The 21,255-nt window shown below is 46.1% G+C and carries 20 protein-coding genes; 14 read left to right on the forward strand and 6 right to left on the reverse strand.

Annotated elements, in window-relative coordinates; genetic code table 11:
* Positions 1-8: 8 nt before the first annotated feature.
* From AC6I1H_RS13300 to AC6I1H_RS13310, 3 genes are all read right to left on the reverse strand, one after another.
* Positions 9-1,181 carry a uroporphyrinogen decarboxylase family protein gene (locus AC6I1H_RS13300; RefSeq protein ID WP_497738025.1) on the reverse strand — a complete coding sequence of 391 codons (1,173 nt, stop codon included), beginning with the start codon at positions 1,179-1,181 and terminating at the stop codon, positions 9-11.
* Between the two features lie 63 nt (positions 1,182-1,244).
* Complete coding sequence (locus AC6I1H_RS13305) at positions 1,245-2,726, reverse strand: MFS transporter (RefSeq protein WP_497738026.1); 1,482 nt, start codon at positions 2,724-2,726, stop codon at positions 1,245-1,247.
* 90 nt (positions 2,727-2,816) lie between these two features.
* Positions 2,817-3,455 carry a cobalamin B12-binding domain-containing protein gene (locus AC6I1H_RS13310; RefSeq protein WP_497738027.1) on the reverse strand — a complete coding sequence of 213 codons (639 nt, stop codon included), beginning with the start codon at positions 3,453-3,455 and terminating at the stop codon, positions 2,817-2,819.
* A 905-nt stretch (positions 3,456-4,360) separates the two neighbouring features.
* Between AC6I1H_RS13310 and AC6I1H_RS13315 the strand changes: the two genes are divergently transcribed.
* Together AC6I1H_RS13315 and AC6I1H_RS13320 are read left to right on the forward strand one after the other, a co-directional pair.
* Positions 4,361-5,014, forward strand: a complete 654-nt coding sequence (locus tag AC6I1H_RS13315; RefSeq protein WP_497738028.1) for a cobalamin B12-binding domain-containing protein — start codon at positions 4,361-4,363, stop codon at positions 5,012-5,014.
* Between the two features lie 15 nt (positions 5,015-5,029).
* On the forward strand, positions 5,030-5,797 hold the full coding sequence (locus tag AC6I1H_RS13320) for a GntR family transcriptional regulator (protein ID WP_497738029.1): 768 nt from the start codon (positions 5,030-5,032) through the stop codon (positions 5,795-5,797).
* Positions 5,798-5,813: 16 nt separating this feature from the next.
* Here the strand turns inward: AC6I1H_RS13320 and AC6I1H_RS13325 are convergent, their stop codons facing one another.
* On the reverse strand, positions 5,814-7,625 hold the full coding sequence (locus AC6I1H_RS13325) for an ASKHA domain-containing protein (RefSeq protein WP_497738030.1): 1,812 nt from the start codon (positions 7,623-7,625) through the stop codon (positions 5,814-5,816).
* Between the two features lie 315 nt (positions 7,626-7,940).
* Between AC6I1H_RS13325 and AC6I1H_RS13330 the strand changes: the two genes are divergently transcribed.
* The 4 genes from AC6I1H_RS13330 to AC6I1H_RS13345 all read left to right on the forward strand — a co-directional run bounded on the left by AC6I1H_RS13330 (position 7,941) and on the right by AC6I1H_RS13345 (position 12,363).
* Complete coding sequence (locus AC6I1H_RS13330; protein ID WP_497738031.1) at positions 7,941-8,768, forward strand: methyltetrahydrofolate cobalamin methyltransferase; 828 nt, start codon at positions 7,941-7,943, stop codon at positions 8,766-8,768.
* Between the two features lie 41 nt (positions 8,769-8,809).
* Positions 8,810-10,489 carry a formate--tetrahydrofolate ligase gene (locus AC6I1H_RS13335; protein WP_497738032.1) on the forward strand — a complete coding sequence of 560 codons (1,680 nt, stop codon included), beginning with the start codon at positions 8,810-8,812 and terminating at the stop codon, positions 10,487-10,489.
* A gap of 29 nt (positions 10,490-10,518) precedes the next feature.
* Complete coding sequence (locus AC6I1H_RS13340) at positions 10,519-11,400, forward strand: amidohydrolase family protein (protein ID WP_497738033.1); 882 nt, start codon at positions 10,519-10,521, stop codon at positions 11,398-11,400.
* 159 nt (positions 11,401-11,559) lie between these two features.
* A complete protein-coding gene (locus AC6I1H_RS13345) occupies positions 11,560-12,363 on the forward strand; it encodes a formate/nitrite transporter family protein (protein WP_497738034.1) in 804 nt (267 codons plus the stop codon).
* A gap of 5 nt (positions 12,364-12,368) precedes the next feature.
* Here AC6I1H_RS13345 and tyrS read toward each other — a convergent pair whose 3' ends face one another.
* Together tyrS and AC6I1H_RS13355 are read right to left on the reverse strand one after the other, a co-directional pair.
* A complete protein-coding gene (tyrS, locus tag AC6I1H_RS13350) occupies positions 12,369-13,598 on the reverse strand; it encodes a tyrosine--tRNA ligase (RefSeq protein ID WP_497738035.1) in 1,230 nt (409 codons plus the stop codon).
* A gap of 411 nt (positions 13,599-14,009) precedes the next feature.
* Positions 14,010-14,444, reverse strand: coding sequence for an Hsp20/alpha crystallin family protein (locus AC6I1H_RS13355; protein WP_497738036.1), 435 nt, complete (start codon positions 14,442-14,444; stop codon positions 14,010-14,012).
* Positions 14,445-14,736: 292 nt separating this feature from the next.
* Here AC6I1H_RS13355 and acpS point away from each other — a divergent pair, with 292 nt between their 5' ends.
* From acpS to AC6I1H_RS13395, 8 genes are all read left to right on the forward strand, one after another.
* A complete protein-coding gene (gene acpS, locus AC6I1H_RS13360; RefSeq protein ID WP_497738037.1) occupies positions 14,737-15,132 on the forward strand; it encodes a holo-ACP synthase in 396 nt (131 codons plus the stop codon).
* Entirely contained in the window at positions 15,110-16,672 is a 1,563-nt protein-coding gene (locus AC6I1H_RS13365) for an NAD(P)H-hydrate dehydratase (RefSeq protein WP_497738038.1), read from the forward strand. The genes acpS and AC6I1H_RS13365 overlap by 23 nt, the downstream gene beginning before the upstream one ends.
* 184 nt (positions 16,673-16,856) lie before the next feature.
* Entirely contained in the window at positions 16,857-18,038 is a 1,182-nt protein-coding gene (gene alr, locus AC6I1H_RS13370) for an alanine racemase (RefSeq protein ID WP_497738039.1), read from the forward strand.
* 90 nt (positions 18,039-18,128) lie between these two features.
* Positions 18,129-18,404 (forward strand): CopG family ribbon-helix-helix protein, encoded by a 276-nt coding sequence (locus tag AC6I1H_RS13375; RefSeq protein WP_497738040.1) that lies wholly within the window; start codon positions 18,129-18,131, stop codon positions 18,402-18,404.
* Positions 18,376-18,756 (forward strand): type II toxin-antitoxin system PemK/MazF family toxin, encoded by a 381-nt coding sequence (locus AC6I1H_RS13380; RefSeq protein WP_497738041.1) that lies wholly within the window; start codon positions 18,376-18,378, stop codon positions 18,754-18,756. The genes AC6I1H_RS13375 and AC6I1H_RS13380 overlap by 29 nt, the downstream gene beginning before the upstream one ends.
* A gap of 18 nt (positions 18,757-18,774) precedes the next feature.
* Positions 18,775-19,014, forward strand: coding sequence for a hypothetical protein (locus AC6I1H_RS13385; RefSeq protein WP_497738042.1), 240 nt, complete (start codon positions 18,775-18,777; stop codon positions 19,012-19,014).
* Positions 19,015-19,229: 215 nt separating this feature from the next.
* Positions 19,230-20,432: an HD-GYP domain-containing protein gene (locus AC6I1H_RS13390; RefSeq protein WP_497738043.1), complete on the forward strand. Its 1,203-nt coding sequence runs from the start codon at positions 19,230-19,232 to the stop codon at positions 20,430-20,432.
* A 65-nt stretch (positions 20,433-20,497) separates the two neighbouring features.
* On the forward strand, positions 20,498-21,217 hold the full coding sequence (locus AC6I1H_RS13395; protein WP_497738044.1) for a gamma-glutamyl-gamma-aminobutyrate hydrolase family protein: 720 nt from the start codon (positions 20,498-20,500) through the stop codon (positions 21,215-21,217).
* Positions 21,218-21,255: the final 38 nt, after the last annotated feature.

A 21,255-nucleotide genomic window follows, 5' to 3' on the forward strand; every position in this document is an offset into this window, starting at 1 on the left:
CAAATTATTTAGTAAACACCATACTCTCTTATGCATTTCAATAGTGCCTGCAAATTTTCTACTTTTGCGTCACTTGCTCTGAGGATTCCTTTGTCCAGATTAAAAATATAGTTTCCTCCAGGTGCTAAAATATCTATTAACTCCTTAGCTTTCCTTTCAACTTCTTGAACAGTACCTGTTCTTAGCAAAGATACTGGATATAGTCCTTGTATAATATGTTTATCACCGATCTTTTCCTTAATGACTTTTGGATCACCATATTCAAATTGCATGTCACATCCTGCGGGCAACTCTTTTAGGTAATCTAGATATCTCATCCAGTTATCTTCGCAAAACATAGAAACACCATATCCCGCTTCTACGATATATTCAACCATTCTTTTAAACGTTGGCCACCAGAATTTTGCAAAATCCTTTTCTCTCATAAAGGTAGGCATGTGTAATGAGATTCCAACACGGATCCTTTTAGAAGGTTTTCCAGTTGGAATCCCCATTTTTAAAACAAGAGGCAGCAGTGCTTCACAAGCTTCAATTACCTTTTCGGGATATCTTCTAATATCTATGCTTACCCCTGTAAAAGATCTAAAAGTATCGGCAAGTAAATCAAATGGTGCTCTCGTTCTTTTTCCTGAAAATTTTTCTGTAACCTTTCCGTATTTCGCTGCTATACGTGCGGAGGCAGGTCCTACTTTTCCCATAATTTTTTGCATGGAAACATACATTTTAAGTAAAGCAATCATATTATGAGGTGCGGGTTTTGCCAATTCAGTATAAAATTTGGGAATAACCTTTTCCCAGCATACTTTAACAGGGTCTTTAATCAATTCATCATAATCTTCGGGTTCAATTCCGGCGATATTTGGGTGTTGCATGAATCCGTCTCCACCCATAACATAATTTTTTGCTCCCAGCATTTTATAAAATGATGGCAGCCTAGATGTAAAGCCGACTACCAAGTCTGTATCAAACAATCCATTAGTATAATCCATGGCTTCAATCATTCTATCTGCACTATATTGATCTAAAATTAAATTTTTACCTGCATATTCAAGGGCTGCAGCACCATCAATATTTATTGCTATAGGTATTTTTTTAGGTATTCTCCCTTCGTAAACATCAATAAAGTTTTGATTTCTTTCCTGTGATTGTTCACTCATTACCTTATTATCCACATTACCCACTACAATTCCTCCTTAATACATAAATTCATAAATCTCTTGAAAAAAATTATAATTTTATGTTTTCTACGCTTCTGACAGTACTTTTTCATTTGCTAAATCTCCAACTCTGCCCGCATCTATTTCCTCTTTGATTTTTGCAAGTTTTTTATCAGTTAATGGATAGAATATAGCGACTAATGCGAATGCTATTATTGCCAATAAGAAAGGATACAAAGTTTGTAAATTAATAAGTGTACTTATAACTTTTTGAGTTGGTACCGCTCCTTTGGCATATGCTGCACCATCATATCCTACGGCTGCGAGAATTGAGGACCTTAGTAATGTTGAAAGAGTTAATCCTACCCTTACCGATAATGAATAAACTGCCATGGTTATAGCATCTGCTCTTTCTCCGGTTTTCCACATCCCCCAGTCAGATGCTGCTGCAAACATCGGCATTAGGTATGCTTCAATAACTCCTGCAAAGAAATTCGCTGCTCCAACCATTGCTATAAAAGCGCCAGTTGAAAAACTATTGAAGAACAATGTAAGAATGCCTAAAAGAATTATATGCACTATGCCAGCTGCAACAAATGACTTTTTTGAGTCTTTAAAGATCCTTACCCAGATTACTCCAAACGTCGCCCCTACTACTGCACATAGGTTATATGATAACATAAAAGTTCCCAAAAGAGCAAAATTATCAGCGACATATTTAAAGAAATACGAAGCAGTTAAAAGTTGAAAGAAATAGTAAATCTTATGAATTACGAGGAATAGAAACATTGTTAAGAGAACTTTGTTTGTTACTACTCCCTTAAATACAGCTGAAAGTGGTACTTTGGTTTTTTTCTTAGTGTCAACCTCATGTCTAGCAGCGATAGCTTCTTTTTCAATAGATGAACCTTTTAATATAAAAGCATAGATAACGTTTAATGTTATTGCAAAGGCGCCGATTATATAAGCTGTTGATGCCCAACCAGATGCATCTGATCCGCCTTTAGCAGTAAAGTATACCAAAAGTCCTGGTACGATTAGACCCCATAGAGTTTTACCACCATCTCGACCAATCTTTTGACCTATTGCCAAAAAAGATCTTACTTTTGGGTCGGACGACAATCTTGGATAAAACCCAACAATTGAAGTTGCACTGATTGATTCACATGCAGAAGCTATTATTGCCAATATAAATACAAAAAATGCTAAATTTTCGGGTGAATTTGATATTGATGGTAATCCAAAAGTAATCATGTTTGCAATATTAGCACCTACTACACCAACTACGATCCATATCCAATATTTCCCTATTTTTGTTGTTACTCGGTCCAGAAAAACTCCAAAACTAGGCCCCGCAAACCAAGCAATAAGTGACCTTATCGTTTCCAAAGCCCCGGATAATGCCACAGGCAACGTATAAATATCAGTAAATAACATTGGGAGATACGATGAAAAATACGCCATAGGGGCTGAAGTACCAAAGCTTGGTAGAATGTAGAGATATCTTGTTAACTTATCTATTTTGGCTTGTCGGTTTGAGATTTCCGTTTTTTTCTCCAAGTTAATCATTTTGCCTACCCCCTCCAATTAAATATTTTAAGGTTAAACTGATAAAGCATGATCTAAGCATTCGAGAAAATATAATTTAAATATTTTATATTAATTCACCCACCCCTGACAGATTTTTACGCCTTCGGCAGCATTAGTAGTAAAAGCATCGGCTCCCACATATTCACATGCCTCTTTTGTTACAGGATTTCCGCCAATAATGATTTTTACTCCGTCACGCAATCCAGCTTGTTTTAAACCATCTATTGTATTTTTCATTGATTCGATGGCCAAAGTTAAAACACCGCTCAAACCTACTATATTTGGTTTTACTTCTTTTACTTTGTCCACGAAGGCACTTACCGGCTGATCGATGCCTAAGTCATACACCTCAAACCCAGCAGCCTCGGCCATGCTTCTGAAAATGTTTTTGCCGATGTCATGCAGATCGCCGTGGACCGTGCCAAGGACAATAGTTCCCACTTTTGATTCGCTTTTGCCGCCTATCACCGGTTTTAAAGTGTTGATGGCTTCGGTCAGAAGCTCTCCCGCGAAGATGAGGTCGCCTACGAAGTATTCGCCCTTTTCGAACAAGTCCCCTACGATTCCCATGCCCTGCTGGCACGCATTGACCACTTTCTGGGCTTCTTCTTCAGTAGGTTTTGAATTCACGAATTCCGTCAGCATTCCTGTTACTTTTTCTTCGTCCAGTTCTCCGACCGCTTGGGTCAATTGATTCAAATCAATCATGCTTTTGCCTCCTCATTATTAAAATAATATTCTGAAAAAATTGAGGTCAGAATTTGCTCCCATTTCACCCCCGTTTTTAACAGAATCTTGCATTGAAAGCTGAAAGCATGTGAGGATATGTATATACATGTTCTATAACTAGTATATACCACTACGCAAAAAATGTCAAGAAAAATTTATATAAATCATTATAAATTTAAAACAGAAATTAAATAGTAAATTACAAAAAATCAAAACCATTAAATCAGAAGAAACATCATGTACTGGAAAATTGTATCTTCTAAATCTTAAAGTTTTGCTGCGCCAAAGTCAGATACCTCTTGCCTGGAAGGCAAACCTCCAAAATGTTTTAAATTAAAAAAAGGAAATAGTCTGCTGCACTATTTTAAATCATTTTCCGCTTCTTTCGTCTATCGGTTTTACATGAGCAAGGAACGTAAAATAATGAAATATAGTTTCTTCCAGGCCCTGAAGCTTTGACGCACCGAAATCCGAAACTTCGGGATTAAGCGCCTTGTACTCTTCCCAGGTCTTGTAGTATTTGCTTTCAATTTTTCTCGAAAATTCTTCGTGTAAAGGACTCAGTTAAGCATATGTATATACATGTTCTATGACTAGTATATACCAGATGGCGATAAAAGTCAAGCATTTAAGAAAAAATGCACAATTAAATTTTTAACGAAAGCATTATATATTCATAGTAGTATATAATTTACCCAATCAAACGGGCGAAATAAAAAATCAGACTTCATTGAAAAATAATTGGAATAGTGATATCATTAAATATAAAAGAATGTAAAAGAGGCTATTATTAAAGATGGGTTTTTCTTAATCGAATTGGCACATATTTCACATAATATCTTAAAATATTCGAGGATTTTTCATGGAGAGGGGAGGAAGAAAGCATGAGAAATCTCATAACTCTTGAGGATATGATTATAAAATCAGTGGAGGATCTGGACGAAGACAGGGTTATGAAGCTGGCCACCAGAGCGCTGAATTCGGGAATGGAACCGCTGACGCTGCTGGATCTGGTGAAAGAAGGCGTAAAAAGAGTGGGGATATTATATGAAAATCAAAAGTACTTCATAGCAGATTTAATCATGGCCGGCATCATCTTCAAGGAAGTTCTGGAACTTGAAAAGGTAAAGCAGCAGTTTCATTACGATGACAACAAAAAAATGGGGAAAATGATTATAGGGACGGTAAGAGGGGATTTGCACGACATAGGGAAGGACATTTTCAGAGGGATGATGGAAGCAAACGGATTTGAAACAATAGATCTAGGGGTAGATGTGACTAAAGAAGAATTTTTGAAGGGAGCCATCGAACACAAACCGGATATCGTGGGCTTGAGCGGCGTGCTGACATCAACCATAGAGGCGATGAAGGAGATTGTGGATGCATTCGTGACTGCAGGCATCAGGAAAGATGTTAAAATCATACTGGGAGGCAATCATTTGACTAAGGAATCCTGTGATTATATCGGTGCGGACTGTTTCACCAACGACGCTTCTCTCGGCGTAAAACTCTGCAAAAAAATGCTGGGCAAAATATAGGGTGAGGAGTAAAGTATGGGAATTCCGATTTATATTAGAATAGCAGATGATATAAAAGAAAAAATAAATAGCGGAGAACTGAAACCCGGGGATGCCATTTATTCCGAAAACGCTCTGTGCAAAGCGTACAACGCGAGCCGCATGACCGTCAGGAGAGGGCTGGCACTGCTCGCCAACGAGGGCTATATTTATTCCATTCCGGGCAAGGGGAACTTTGTCCAGGAACCGGACTACAACACATACACCCTCTACTATAATGAAATGAAAAATTTTATCAATAGCGTGGATAAGACCAAGCTGCTGGAGGTCAATATAATTCTGCCCAACTATAAGCTGATAAACAGCCTGCAGGTAAACAGAAACAAGAAGATTATCTCGATTCGAAGGCTCTTTTTCACGGAAGGAGAACCCGTGGCCTACGATGTAAAATACCTGCCTTACTGCAAGGGTATGCCGATTGTGGAAAAAGAGATCCGCTACGCCACATTTCCCGAGATGGTGGCAAAGAGCACTTCCCTTTTTGCGATAAAAAAAGAGCTGGTGATATCCGCCCAGATGCCGGACGAAGAGACAAAGAAATATCTCAATATTTACAACCAGCAGCCTTTGATGGTGGTGGAACAAAAGCTGTACAACCGGGAGGGCAAACCCATCGGCCTGGGGATAACCTATTTTAAAGCGGATTACTGCAAGCTATATGCCGAGTCGTATTTTTCGGACATCAAGTCGAACGAAAAATATAAAAATGAAGATGAAAAAATTGACAGGCTGGGCGAAAAATAAAATTATTCCGCCCGGCTCAATTTTTCCTGATAAAATTCAGGTTTTTAAAATACTCCTGCTGGAAGTGGGGATTTGAGGCCAGCTCCACGTGAGTGACTTTTTTTTGCAGTTCGCCGGCCTTTTCCCGAACCTTTTGCGACAGCATAAATCTTTGAACGCCGGCTCCTGCCGCATTGCCGATTGAACGGGTGGGGACGCCGCAAAAAGAAGGAATCAGGCCGATGTATTGCCCATTGCCGATGTCTATATAATTGCCGAAGGCCCCGGCAATCAGGATTTCTTTAAGATTTTCCGGACTCAGGCCGTATTCCTGCATGAGCAGCATGCATCCCGTATATATGGCCGCTTTGGCCAGCTGAACGGCCCGTATATCTTTTTGAGAGATATATATTTTTTCGCCGTTTTGAGACTGTTCTTCGTCTGCGAGCACGAAACAGTTGATGTTGTCGATTTTTTGTAGGCGATCCGCCAGCTCCCTGTATTCCGGGATACAGCTTTGAACATATTCCTCCCTGTTCATCATTTTGCCGTTTTCGTTAATGATGCCTGCTCTCAACATTTCCGCAACGGCGTCTATCAATCCGGAACCGCAGATGCCGATAGGCTTTTTGTCTCCTATGACCTTGACGCTGACGTTTCCCCCGGAAAGCGACACCCTTTCTATAGCTCCCACGGTTCCCCTCATGCCGAAGCGAATTCCTGCCCCTTCCAGCGCCGGCCCGGCTGCGGTCGATGCTGCGAGCATTCTATCTCTGTTTCCGAGGACTATTTCTCCATTTGTTCCAAGGTCCAGTATCAACCGATGTTCAAGAAGCTCGTCTTCCGAAAGCGACAGAAGCACTGCTATTGTGTCTGCACCCACAAAACCTCCGATGAGCGGCAGAAAATGCACCACGGCATTGGGATTGGCACAAAGCCTGAGCTTCTCTGCCCGCGTCACCACATCGCTTTTTGTCGTGCTGGTAAACGGGTATTTTCCAAGATGCTCGGGGTAAAGGCCCAAAAACAGATGCTGCATGGCGGAATTTCCGCAAAGGGCAATGTAATATATATCGTTTTTGTCGATATTTTGTTCGGATGCAGCCTGCTGGATTAACTGATTTATAGTATATATTATCCTTTCCTGCAGTCTCGCCGACCCGTCGGGATTGTTGACACAGGCGACGATTCTTGAAATGACGTCGGCGCCTTCGGATACTTGGCCGTTCAATGCTGAATACACACCCAGCCTTTTCCCGCTGCAAAGATTGTACATATACGCGGCAACCGTAGTGGTCCCCACATCTATGGCAAAACCGTACAAATCGCCGACGGTGTTGTCGATATCCACATCTATTAAATCATGTTTCCACAGTGTGAGCGTTATTCCGTCTATATCCTGCCTGTGGACCGTATTCGAAAGCTTTTGAAGCAATTCCAGGGGCGGAGTGTGGATTTTGACATCCAGCGTTTCGACTATGTTTTCCCAATCCCCCGAACAGAGAGGCGTTGCAAGGGCCTCCTTTTCTATATATACTTTTTTTACAGCCGGATCGAAATCCAGGGGGGCAAGATCGCTCTCCGTTAGAATGTTTGCCTTTTTGCTTATTTGATCATCTTTCAGCAGCACCGAAAGCCCATCGGATACTTTTTCCTGACACGCCAGGACTGTTTTTGTTTCTCCATTTTCGACTATATCCACTTTGCATTTTCCGCACTTGCCCCTGCCGCCGCAAACCAAATCCAGGTAAAGCCCTGCCCGGGCACAGGCAGCTGCAATGGTGGCGCCATCGTCCATCAGAACCGTTTTGCCCTGATTCGGAAAATGCACCATTATCTTTTCAGCCAAAATAATCTCTCCTTTTCATCGGTTTTTTTCATCTTATCAGACTTCGGTTTGCAAATCCAAACTTTAAATTCTCTGTTTTTAATGAAATATTACTGAACGGCTTAAAAAATCACCGGATTATATAAAATATTGTACACTATTAACCTAAATAGTGTGACAGCTGAAACTATTTGAAATTAAATGCATTGACAAAAATTAAAAAATATGTTAGATTTATTCTAAGATAAGAGATATACATGTATATACCGGTGATCGACTGCCGGATATAAAGCTTAAATATTGAAATACATATCAGAATCGAAAAGGGGATGTGAAATGATTATCATTGGAGAAAAAATCAATGGCACCATACCAAGCGTAAAAAAAGCCATTGAGGAAAAAAACGAAGGCTTCATCCGCAGCCTGGCTCAAAGGCAGGCAGAGGCGGGGGCGGACTACATCGATGTATGCGCCGGCACTGCGCCGGAAGTGGAGCTTGAAACCTTGAAATGGCTGATGGACATTGTTCAGGATGCAGTAGACACGCCTCTGTGCATTGACAGCCCGAATCCGAGGACCATAGAGCAGGTATTGCAGTATGCAAAAAAGCCCGGCATAATCAACTCCGTATCCGAAGAAAAAAACAAATGCGAAATCATATATCCTCTTCTAAAAGGCACCACATGGCAGGTTATCGGCCTGACATGCGACAACCGCGGCATACCCTCGGATGTGCAGACGAGATTGGAAATAGCCAAGATACTTGTGGAAAAAGCGCAAAAATATGATATAGCACCCGAACGCATTCACATTGACCCGCTAGTTATCGCTCTGGCCACGGATACCCAATCCATGCACAAATTCGTGGAATCCATGACCGGCATAAAGAAAATGTTTCCGGGCATCAAGGTTACTTCCGGCCTGAGCAATATTTCATTTGGCATGCCGCTAAGAAAGATAATAAACCAAAACTTCCTCATTATAGCTGTGTTCAACGGCATGGATTCTGCCATAATGGACCCGTGCAACAGAGAAATGATGACCATGCTCATGGCAGCAGAAGCGATTGCCGGCAGGGACAAATACTGCAGAAAATTTTCCAACGCGTATCGTAAGGGCCTCATCGGTCCCGTCAAGGAAAATGCCGCCGAGGGCAAGAAATAAATTTGAAATCAGCCGGAAAAAATTTAGGAGGAGGCATTTATATGAGCTTTAAATCTGACATCGAGATAGCCCAATCAGTGAAGCCCAAACACATCCGGGAAATTGCGGCAAAGCTGGGTCTTTCCGACGACGACATCGAACTGTACGGCAGGTATAAAGCCAAGGTGGATTACAACCTGCTAAAGAGAAGTACGGGCAAAAAGGCCAAACTGATTCTTACAACCGCAATCAATCCCACTCCCGCCGGGGAAGGCAAGACCACGACGACTATAGGTGTTGCTGATGCGCTGTCGCGATTGGGGAAGAAAACGATTGTCGCCATACGGGAACCGTCGCTGGGGCCCGTTTTCGGAGTAAAAGGCGGCGCTGCGGGAGGAGGGTATTCCCAGGTCGTTCCGATGGAAGACATAAATCTTCATTTTACAGGCGACATACATGCTATAACCGCCGCCACAAATCTGCTGGCAGCCATGATAGACAACCATATCTATCAGGGCAACGAGCTGAACATAGACCCCAGGCGTGTGGTCTGGAGAAGAGCCCTCGACATGAATGACAGGCAGCTGAGATTCATTGTCGACGGCCTGGGAGGCAAAGCAAACGGTATGCCCAGGGAAGACGGCTTCGACATTACTGTTGCCTCGGAAGTCATGGCGGTTTTCTGCCTGGCGATGGATATAAAGGATTTAAAAGAGAGGCTGGCCAGAATAGTGGTGGCGTACAACAGGGATGGCGCACCGGTGACTGCAGGGGATTTAAAAGCCCACGGCGCCATGGCGGCACTGCTCAAGGACGCGTTGAAACCAAACCTGGTGCAGACTCTGGAAGGCACACCCGCTTTTGTGCACGGCGGCCCGTTTGCAAACATTGCCCACGGGTGCAACTCTGTCATCGCCACGAAAATGGCCATGCACCTGGCGGATTATGTGGTCACTGAAGCCGGTTTCGGCGCGGACCTCGGAGCGGAAAAATTCATCGACATTAAATGCAGACTGGCGGGGATAAAACCCGATGCGGTGACCATCGTCGCCAGCATAAGAGCCCTGAAATACAACGGTGGCGTGCCGAAATCCGAACTGGGGAGAGAAAACCTGGAAGCCCTTGAAAAGGGCCTGCCCAACCTGCTCAAGCATGTGGAAAACATCACTCAGGTTTTCCATCTGCCGGCAGTGGTGGCTATAAATAAATTCCCGCAGGATACAGAAGCTGAACTGGAACTGGTCAGGAAAAGATGCAAAGAGCTGGGCGTCAATGCGGTGCTGTCCGAGGTCTGGGCGAAGGGCGGCGAAGGCGGCATAGATTTAGCGCAGGAACTGCTCCGGTTGATAGAAAACAATCACAGCGGCGGAGTAACCTTTGCATACGACCTGGATATGCCGATAAAAGAGAAAATACGGGCTATCGCCCAAAAGATATACGGAGCAAGGGATGTAATATTTACCGACAAGGCATCCAGAGAAATCAGCAATATGGAGAAATTCGGGTTCGGGAAAATGCCCGTATGCATGGCAAAGACCCAGTATTCTCTTACGGACGATCCTACAAAACTTGGCAGGCCGACCGATTTTGACATTACTGTCAGGGACGTGACCGTGTCGGCGGGAGCCGGGTTCCTGGTAGCCCTGACGGGAGAAATAATGAAGATGCCGGGCCTCCCGAAGTCACCGGCCGCTGAGAGGATTGACGTGGACGAAAACGGCGTGATTTCAGGGCTGTTCTGATTCGGCTCAAGCAGGATGAGTTTAAAAATATGCGTGATAAGCGAATATTTATAGACACTCACATACACATATCGCTGGATGGAGAAAACTCAAAGAAGCTGCGCGAAGAACTCAAAGAAAAAAAGTATGATTCTTTAAAAGAAATACTTCGCAAATACAGGGATAACAACATTTTGATACTTCGCGACGGCGGCGACAATCTGGGAGCGACGCTTGTGGCCCGGGAAATAGCCAAAACCCTCGGAATTATATATAAGACGCCGGGATGGGGGATTTACAAAAAAGGAGGTTACGGTAGTTTCCTGGGCAGGCCTGTGGGAGATATTTCGGAATTTAAGGAAAGCTTCAAAGAACTTCTAAAAGTCCGGCCCGACCATTTAAAAATAATATTGACCGGCCTGGTGGATTTTGAATCTTACGGTCGGGTCGGAGGAATTTTTTTTACTTTTGATGAGCTGCATTACATGGTACAGAGCGCGAAAGAAAAGAATCTGCCGGTAATGGTGCACGCAAATTCGCCGGCGGCGGTGCAGATGGCGGTTTTGGCCGGAGCCGACACAATAGAACACGGGTATTTCATCACTGAAGATGAACTTTATATGATGGCAGAAAGAGGCACCGTGTGGGTGCCCACTCTGTCACCGCTGGGTAACATAAAAAGCTGTGACCGGAGGTATTTAAACCAGATTCCGAACATCAAGAGGATATATGAAGAACATTGCGGGAAAATAAAAAAGGCGCTGGCAATAGGGGTAAAAATCGCCGTCGGAAGCGATGCCGGCTCTTACGGCGTCCATCACGCCAGGGGCTTTTTCGACGAAGTTATGCATTTGCAGAAATGCGGCATATCAGAAGATAAAATATATGACATGGCCTTTGAAAACGGTATTAAAGCCTTAAGCATTAAATGAGTCAGGTGGTTGGTTGAGTCAGGGGACGGTTTTGAGTCAGGGGACGGTTCTCTGACTCACGAGTGAGTCAGAGAACCGTCCCCTGACTCAAAACCGTCCCCCTGACTCATCCCCTGACTCAAAGAGAATATCTGTATTAAGGGAGGGTCGATTACACGCATGAATATACTTACACCGGCCGAAATAGCATCCGTATGGATTGAAAACGGAAAAAAGAAGGCGAATTTATCGGTAGACAAAATGCTTCTGCTCGGTATATTTGCAGGCATATTCATAGGTTTTGGGGCGAATGCGAGCATCGTGGTGACGCAAACCCTCGAAAGCAATGTGGATGTGGGGCTGGCGAAGTTTTTCGGAGCTTCGGTATTCCCGGTGGGCCTGATGCTGGTAGTAATGGCGGGCGCCGAGCTTTTTACAGGCAACAACCTGATGACTCTGGCGCTGATGGACGGAAAAATCACTCCCGGGAGGATGCTCCTTAACTGGTCGATGGTATACCTGGGGAATTTTGTCGGCTCCGTGGCTCTGGCGATGCTGCTGGCAGGGTCGGGACTTTACGGTTCAAAGTTTTTGGCGGCAAAAGCCGTAAACATTGCTGCCGCCAAGGTGTCGCTCACCTTCATGCAGGCGTTTGTCAGAGGGATACTGTGCAACATGCTGGTGGTTCTGGCGTGCTGGATGCAGGCCGGTTCAAAAGACATGGCCGGAAAGATCCTGGCACTGTGGTTCCCCATCATGCTCTTTGTCCTTTCCGGCTTCGAACACAGCGTGGCAAACATGTTTTTTATTCCGCTGGGGATGTTCCTCGGCGCCGATGTCACATGGGGGCAGTTCTTTGCAAACAACATTATCCCCGTGACTTTCGGCAACATCGTCGGCGGTGCGGTGATAGTACCGTTTACCTACTATTTATGTTATGTAAAACGAACCAATCTGCCGAATAAAGAGTCGATACAGATGTAAAATCATTACTGAAGTTTTACAAGATGGTAGATTTTTTTGCCTTTCCTTATTATGAGATTTTTATTTTCATCGAAATCTTGCTCATAAATCCTGAAGTCTATGCTGTCCACGCGCCTTTCCTTCACATACACGCCGCCCTGCTGGATGAGCCTCCTGCCCTCGCTTTTTGAAGGTGCAAGGCCTGTGAGCATCAAGATGTCGAGAATTCCCATCCCGCCTTCGATATCATGCATTGTTACGATTGTGGTCGGGGCGGAAGAAATGTCCGAGCCGCTGTAGAAAAGGGCCTTTGCGGCCGCTTCCGCCTTTTTTGCCTCATCTTCTCCGTGAATCATTTTTGTAAGCTCAAAAGCGAGCACTTCCTTCGCCTTATTTATTTCTGCACCCTCCAGACGGCCCAGGCGCCTTACCTCCTCCATCGGCAAAAATGTAAGAAGGGAGAGGCATTTTAACACGTCCTTATCGTCCACGTTCCTCCAGTACTGATAAAAATCATAGCAGGACGTCTTTTCCGGGTCCAGCCAGATCGCTCCGGCCTCGGTCTTGCCCATTTTTCTGCCTTCGCTGGTGGTGAGGAGAGTAAAGGTAAGTCCGTAAGCCTCTGCGCCTTCCACTTTCCGGATTAACTCGACGCCGCCGATGATATTCGACCACTGGTCGTTGCCCCCCATCTGCAGTCTGCATCCGTATTTTCTATAAAGCTGCAGAAAATCGTACGACTGCATCAGCATATAGTTGAATTCAAGGAAAGTCAATCCGGTTTCCAGGCGCTGCCTGTAGCATTCGGCAGTCAGCATCCTGTTTACTGAAAAATGCCTGCCGATATCGCGCAAAAAGGAAACATAGTTCAACTCCAGCAGCCAGTCGGCATTGTTCACCATGATGGCCTTATCGTTTGAAAAGTCGATCAGCCTCTCAAACTGCTTTTTAAACTTTTGAGCGTTGTTCTGAATCTGTTCCCGGGTGAGCATCATGCGCATCTCGGTCTTTCCGGATGGGTCTCCTACCATGGCGGTGCCTCCCCCCAGCAGAACTATCGGTACATGGCCGGCCTTTTGCATGTGAGTCATGGCGATCATCTGGAGGAGGTGCCCCACATGCAGGCTGTCGGCTGTGGGGTCAAAGCCTATATAAAAAACGACTTTTTCCCTGCCCAAAAGCTCTCTAATCTCTTCTTCATGGGTCGCCTGTTCAATAAAACCCCTTTCCTTCAAAATGTCATAAACATTTTTCATCTTTGCGCCTCCCTTTTGCAGTTTTATTGGAATACATTTTTAATTCCGGTGTAGAGACCAAGTCCGCTGCCGGACCATCATTTTTTAAAAATGAAAGCCTCCCGTCATTTAAGGACGAGGAGGCTCGTGGTACCACCTTAATTCGCATCGCAGGATGCCTTTTGGCCTTTTAACGGAGGCAGCCGCCGATTTCCGGTAACTCCTGAGTGTAATTCGCCCTCCCAGGTGCTGCACCCCTCTCACCTGCCGGACTGCTCTCTTTTTTGTAACCCCGGGCGGCTACTTTCTCATTCATCGTACAGCTTTTGATTATATACTATCAAAATCTTTGCTTTATGGCAAGAGGGGTGTCGATATCGGTGTCGATATTGCCCGGGAAATAGATTGGAGTGGAAGCGGCCCAAAATATGGTTATTCAATATCGATTTTGCGGCCCCGCGGCTTTGATGGTGTGATTTTGGGGAGTATCAGCTGAAGCACGCCATTGTTAAAGCTGGCTTTGATGGCATCGCCGTTGACATTATCCGGCACCGGGATGGTCCGGGAAAAGCTGCCCCGGCGGCGCTCCCTGTGGATGTAATTTTCTCCCTTTTCTTCAGTGCTTTCGTCCTGCTGGGCCGAGATGGTGAGAAGATTGTTTTCAAAGTGAATCTCAATGTTGTTTTTGTCATATCCCGGCAGGTCAGCTTCAACGATGTATTCGTTTTCAGTTTCCCTCATGTCCGTTTTTACCGGTTGAAAATTAAAGAAGTTTTCGAAGAAGTCGTCGAAGCCAAAACCGAAATCAAAAAACCCCGGGAGCAATCCTCCCCTGCGCCTCCATGGAACAAGATCTCTGCCACGCATAAAATCTCCTCCTTTAACAAAAATTACTATTTGTTACTATTATTATAACACTAAGGTCAGAGAAGGTCAATATTTTTAAATAAATTTTTTTGACCTTTTGCAGGTTTTATAGATGCTGCATAGAATTAAATATAATATATTCTATCCATTTATATTTTGCATTTTTTCAGACAAAAAATTCATGGGAACTTTCAGCAACTGCAAAGAAATATTCGGCGGTTTTTGTCGGGCGGCTTGCCACATCAGCTCGTGATGCTGAGCGGTTGCAATTTTAACCACATAGGAGCGTTTTATGGAAATCGGTGTGGATATTATTGAAATAAAAAGAATAAAAAGGGCCTGCGGACGAAAAAGATTTTTGGAAAGATTTTTCACTCCGGCCGAACTGGAGGGCATATGCAAAAGCAATAGCGATGTTTTTTACCAGCGTCTGGCGGGAAAGTTCGCCGCCAAGGAAGCCGTGGCAAAAGCTCTGGGCACCGGTTTCAGATACTTCAGGTGGCGGGAAATCGAGATATTGAACGACCCCAGCGGCAAGCCGTTTGCAGCCCTTTCGGGCAGGGCAAAAGAAGTTCTGGAATCCGGAGGTTTTTCAAGTATCCTTATAACCATATCTCACGCCAGAGAATATGCTGTGGCCTTTGCGGTAGTTCAGGGAGGTGATAATGGTGAAAGTGGTAAACCCTGACATTATGAGAGAGATGGACAGGAAGGCTATTGAGGATATGGGAGTGCCGGGCGTTGTGCTCATGGAGAATGCCGGCAGGGAGGTGGCCCTCTCGGCGAAGCGCATTTACGAGCGCATGGCAAATGGTAAAACTCCTCCGCATGACGTAAAGATAGCAATTTTCTGCGGAAAGGGCAACAACGGCGGAGACGGATTCGCGGCGGCCCGTCACCTGGCGGACATGGGTTTTAAGCCCGAAGTCTTCCTTGTGGCGGATGCCGAAGAAATAAAAGGCGACGCTGCCATAAACCACCGAATAATATTGAATATGAAGATTCCCGTATATCCGGTAAGAAACGAAAAGGATTTGGCCAGAGCCCAGCTGCTGTGCATGAAATCCGCGGTAATAGTGGACGCTCTTTTCGGGACCGGTTTAAAGGGCGAAGTGCAGGGTGTAAGCAGGCAGGTCATAGAGCTCATAAATGAACTGGAAGCCCCTGTCGTTTCGGTGGATATTCCTTCCGGAATTTCCGGAGAGACGGGAAAAGTCCTTGGTGCGGCGGTAAAGGCGGAAGAAACGGTGACCATGGCTCTGCCGAAAACGGGACTTGTGCTTTACCCCGGGGCTGTTTACGCCGGAAGAATCACTGTAGCAGATATAGGCATGCCTTTTTCGATTATCCGGGATGCGGCCGCCGAAGCGGAAATCCTTGAAAAGGATGCGATCCGGAGATTCTTTGCGCCGTATCCTCCCGATGCCCACAAGGGCATATTCGGCAGAGTTTTCATACTGGCGGGGTCCGGGGGCTTCACCGGAGCAGCGGCCCTGGCGGGCGCGGCAGCGGTCCGGAGCGGCGCGGGACTTGTTACGCTGGGGGTGCCGGAAAGCCTGAACGACATCATGGAGGTGAAGCTTACGGAGGCGATGACGCTTCCCCTCCCGGAAACACCCGAAAGAAGCCTTTCCATCAGGGCTCTGGAAAAAGCCCTGGAGTTTTCCGCTGGGTGTGACGCTGTGGCCCTGGGCCCCGGCCTATCGCAGCAGGAGGAGACCGTGGAATTTGTCAGGCGGTTTGTACAGGAATGCCCCGTTCCCATGGTAATAGATGCGGACGGCCTCAATGCGCTGGCAAAAAAGCCTGCGGCGTTCAAGGCGCAGACTGTAATCACGCCGCACCCCGGCGAGATGGCGCGGCTTTTGGGCGCGACGGCCGACACAGTACAGCAGGACCGGCCCTGGGCGGCGCGCGAGGCAGCCAGGAGATTTGGCTGTACCGCCCTTCTCAAAGGAGCCCGGACCCTTATTGCAGCTCCCCGGGGTGGGCTTTTCATAAACCCCACCGGCAACCCCGGCATGGCTACGGGAGGCAGCGGAGATGTGCTCTGCGGCATGATAGCGGCTTTTTTAGCAAGAGGAATGTCCCCCGTCGAAGCAGCCGCAGCCGGGGCATACATTCACGGCCTCTCCGGCGATATCGCCGCAGAAAGAGAAGGCCAGCTTTCAATGACAGCGGGAGATATAATAAAGTATTTGCCGGATGCCTTCAAGAGACTGTGGTGACTATTCAACAATTATTTAAAGATGGTGCAAGTGGTTTTTGGCGGGTGACTTGTGCAGCATCGGAAACAGCACCCGGCGCAGAGGGGGTAACCGGACTGCCGCAAGGCCGGTCCGAAACAAGCCGGCGCAAACCAGTTGCTCCTCTGCTTCTCACTTCACCGAAAATTTGAAAGGAGCTAAACACATGGACCTTACGCAACTTCGGCCCACCAGAGCCGAAATAGACCTTGACAATCTGGAGCACAACCTGAGGGAGATCCGGCGGGTTACCGATCCCCGGGCCGGGATCTGCGCCGTGGTAAAAGCCGACGGGTACGGCCACGGGGCTGTGGAAGTGGCTGAGACAGCTTTGGCCTGCGGAGCTTCCTACCTGGCGGTGGCTTTTCTGGACGAAGCGCTTCAGCTTCGACAGGCGGGTATAAAAGCCCCCATCCTTATTTTGGGTTTTACACCCGACGAGCAATTTGATAAAATAGTAGAGCAAGATATTACTCAGACTATATACAACGTAGAATCGGCTCAAAAACTTTCCCGGGAGGCCCGAAAACAAGGCAAAAAGGCGAAAATCCACATCAAGCTGGATACCGGCATGAGCCGTATAGGATTTCAGGCGGAACGTTCTTCCATTGAAGATATAAAGAAACTGTTTTTTATGGAAAACCTTGAAGTGGAAGGCATGTTCACCCATTTTTCCAAAGCCGATGAGAAAGATAAGTCATTTACAAATGAGCAGTTTGAAAAATATATGACAGTGGCCGGGGAACTGGAAAAGGCCGGATACAAGATTCCCATAAAGCACGTCGCCAACAGTGCAGCCGTTATGGAACTGCCCCATACCCACCTGGACATGGTGCGCCCGGGCATAATCCTTTACGGCCTTTACCCTTCCGACGAGGTGGATAAGAGCAGGATTGACCTCAAGCCGGTTATGGCAATGAAGACCCGGGTTTCCCACGTAAAGGTCCTGGAAGCCGGAAGAGCCGTGAGCTACGGCGGCACTTTCATCACCAAAAGAAGGAGCGTCATCGCCACACTGCCCGTCGGATACGCCGACGGTTACTCGCGGCTTTTATCATCGAAGGCGTCGGTGGTGATAAGGGGCCGCAGGGTTCCCGTAGTGGGAAGGATATGCATGGACCAGTGCATGGTAGATGTTACGGATATCGAAGGCGCAGTAAAGCCGCAAGACGATGTTCTTCTATTCGGGGGAGCGGCCGAATCCGCCGTGACCACGGATGAAATAGCGAGAATAATAGGCACTATCAATTACGAAGTGGTCTGCGCAGTGGCAAGGCGTGTTCCCAGGGTATACTTTAAGAATGGCAAAATTATAAAGATCAAAAATCTGCTGGCAGAGCAGGTATAATTTTCTTGTTCGATTGACATAATTATATTGACTTATATATAATGAAGTATATACGTGCGTGCGTTTTGAAATTCGTTAGGGGGTGCCGGTGTGGCCGACTTGAAAAGAATAATAATAAGTCTGCCCAATAATTTGCTCGAAGAAGTAGACGGTATCGTGGCTCTGGAAAATAAAAACCGCAGCGAGTTTATTCGTGATGCCATGCGATTATATATAAGAGAAAGGGAAAAGATAAGGGTGAGGGAACAGTTGAAGACCGGCTACATGCAGATGGCCGAGCTCAATGTCAAATTGTCCGAAATGGGATTATACGAAGATTTGAAGGATTTTGTGCTTTATGAAACAAGACTTTCGGAGTGTGAATAATGTGCTTGTAAGGCGAGGGGATGTATACTATGCCGATTTAAACCCTGTGGTCGGTTCGGAACAGGGTGGAATAAGGCCGGTACTGGTGGTGCAAAACGATGTGGGGAATAAGTACAGCCCCACTGTTATTATTGCTGCCATAACTTCCCAGATTGACAAAGCCAAACTGCCCACTCATGTGGAACTTGCACATGAGGATTTTGGCCTGGAAAAAGATTCCGTAATTTTGCTGGAGCAGTTGAGGACCATAGACAAGAGGAGACTCAAGGAAAAAATAACATTTCTCGACCAGGATATCATGGTCAGAGTGGATGAAGCCCTGAAGATAAGCCTCGGCCTTACAGAATTTTAAAAACGGGGAGGTGACATGATGGAGCACCTGACTATCATGGGTTTACGCCTGGACCACAGAGTGGATATAGCACCGAAGGTGCAGGAAGTGCTCACCAGGCACGGCGACAAAATCCTGTGCCGGATGGGACTGCCGGACCCGGCCAAAGAGGATGGTATAATAACCCTTTACATGAAAGCTTCGGCAGAAGAAGTCGAGGAATTTTCGAAAGAATTGACGGCCATTGGCGGAGTAAGCGCTTCCTATATGAGAATATAGAAAAGATACAAAAACTTCGGGTATATACCGAAGTTTTTGTACATTTTTATACACCTTTACAATAATCCTGATAAATTTTACAAAAAAAGAAGGATTACTTAAATTAATTTAGAATATATATTAATATATGTCATTTTTTTGAAAAACATATGCAAAAATCTGCTTCATTGGGGCAATTTCGCTGCAGCTTTTTGCAAAACATATGGAGGAGTAATATGGAAGATAGGTCACATTTCTTTTCCGAGCTGATCTCGGCCCTTTCTCTTATGATGGATCTGGATGAAAACAGAAAACTGTTTCATGCGTGGCGGGTAGCCATCTTAGCCGAGAAACTTGCACAAAAAATACTTCCCGAATATCGCGCCCAGATTTTTTATGCGGGGCTGCTCCACGACATCGGAGCCATATCGCTTCCGGAACATGTGGTCCACTATACCGATATCAAAGAACATTTTACAAATCCCATCCTTTTTTCCCATCCCGAAAAAAGCGCCCAGATCGTGAGACAGATAAGTCCGCTTTTTTTGGCGGCAGACATGATAATGGATCACCATGAGCAGTGGGACGGCAGTGGTTATCCCAGAGGGCTTGCCGGAAACAGAATTAATCTCGGGGGGCAGATTCTACGGATAGCCGATACTTTCGACATCCTTGCCCGGGTCAAACCCCCTCTCAGTCTGGAAGGCATGAAGACATCGCTTTCGGCCCGGCGGGGTGCCGAATACTCCGACTTGATTTATGAATTGATGGTTACAACACTTGAAGAAGGCGATTTTTTCAATGAAATTATGGATGAGAAGAAAGTTTCCGAAAAAGTCTTGAATATCACAAAAGGGCTGCCCTTGATTGATAAGAACCCAAACCGGTCGCAAGCCGATGAGATCATAAGAGTGTTCGCCAAGGTAATCGACGCCAAGCACAGTTATACCGCGGGACACTCTGAACGCGTGGCTGAATATACATACATCCTGGCGAAAGCCCTCGGCCTGACGGAAGCGGAAGCCCAGAGGCTTAAAGTGGCCGGATACCTGCACGACGCGGGAAAGGTGGCGGTTCCAAGAAGCATACTGGACAAACCTAGCCGTCTTACGATAGAAGAGTTCAAGCTCATGAAGAGGCACCCTGTTTACACGATGGAGATACTGAGCATGGTGAGCTCCCTGAAGGACCTGGTGGTTATAGCCGGAGGACACCATGAGCGCTATGACGGAGCCGGATATCCCGACGGCCTCTCGGGGGAAGCAATACCGTTTGGCGCCAGAATCATGGCGGTCGCCGATGCATATGACGCCATGACTTCCCGAAGGCCCTACCAGCAGCAGAGGAATGCCGTCGAGGCAAAAGAAGTGCTCAATAAAAACTCCGGCAGCCAGTTTGATCCAAAAGTGGCGAAAGTCGCGGCAAAGGTGCTGCCATGATTCGATGTTCGAAGTTCGAATCAAAAGTCGAAGGCCGGATATATGAAAGGAGATAGAAATTAGCCGTGCGACCCATTATTGGTATTACCGCATCTTTTGACAGCGAAAAAAACAAAGCCTACCTGAACGGCGGTTATTTCAGGGCCGTAGAACAGGTCGGGGGGATACCCGTGCCGATCTTGCCTCTGAGTGACAGTGAGCGCCTTCTCAGGCTTCTCGAGCGCATAGACGGCGTCATCTTTTCCGGAGGGCCAGACGTGGACCCTTCCTATTTCCATGAAGAACCTCACGTTCATACGGGGGAAATTTGCCCCGAAAGGGATGAGGCTGAGGTGTTTCTTGCCCGGGAGTGCCTGCGGCAAGGAAAGCCCGTGCTTGGCATATGCAGGGGGATACAAATATTGAATATAGCCCTGGGGGGAAGCATATATCAGGACATCCCTTCTCAGATAAAAAAGCCGATAAAACACTGGCAGGATGCTCCACGCTGGCACGCCAGCCATGAAGTGGAGATAATATGTGAAGACTCCCGCCTCTTTAAAATATTTGAGAAGAGCAGAATCCGCGTCAACAGCTTTCACCATCAATCAGTGAAAGACATCGCTCCGGATTTCAGGGTGGCGGCAGTGGCCGGTGACGGCGTCATAGAAGCCGTTGAAGCGAAGAACATGGACATTTTTTGCATCGGGGTCCAGTGGCATCCGGAAGAAATGTGGCAGAAGGATTCCCTGCAGTTTAAGCTCTTCCGGCATTTTATAGAAGTGAGTCAGGGGACGGTTCCTTGACTCAGGATTGAGTCAAGGAACCGTCCCCTGACTCATCC

Source organism: Biomaibacter sp. TOL, from assembly GCF_059717795.1.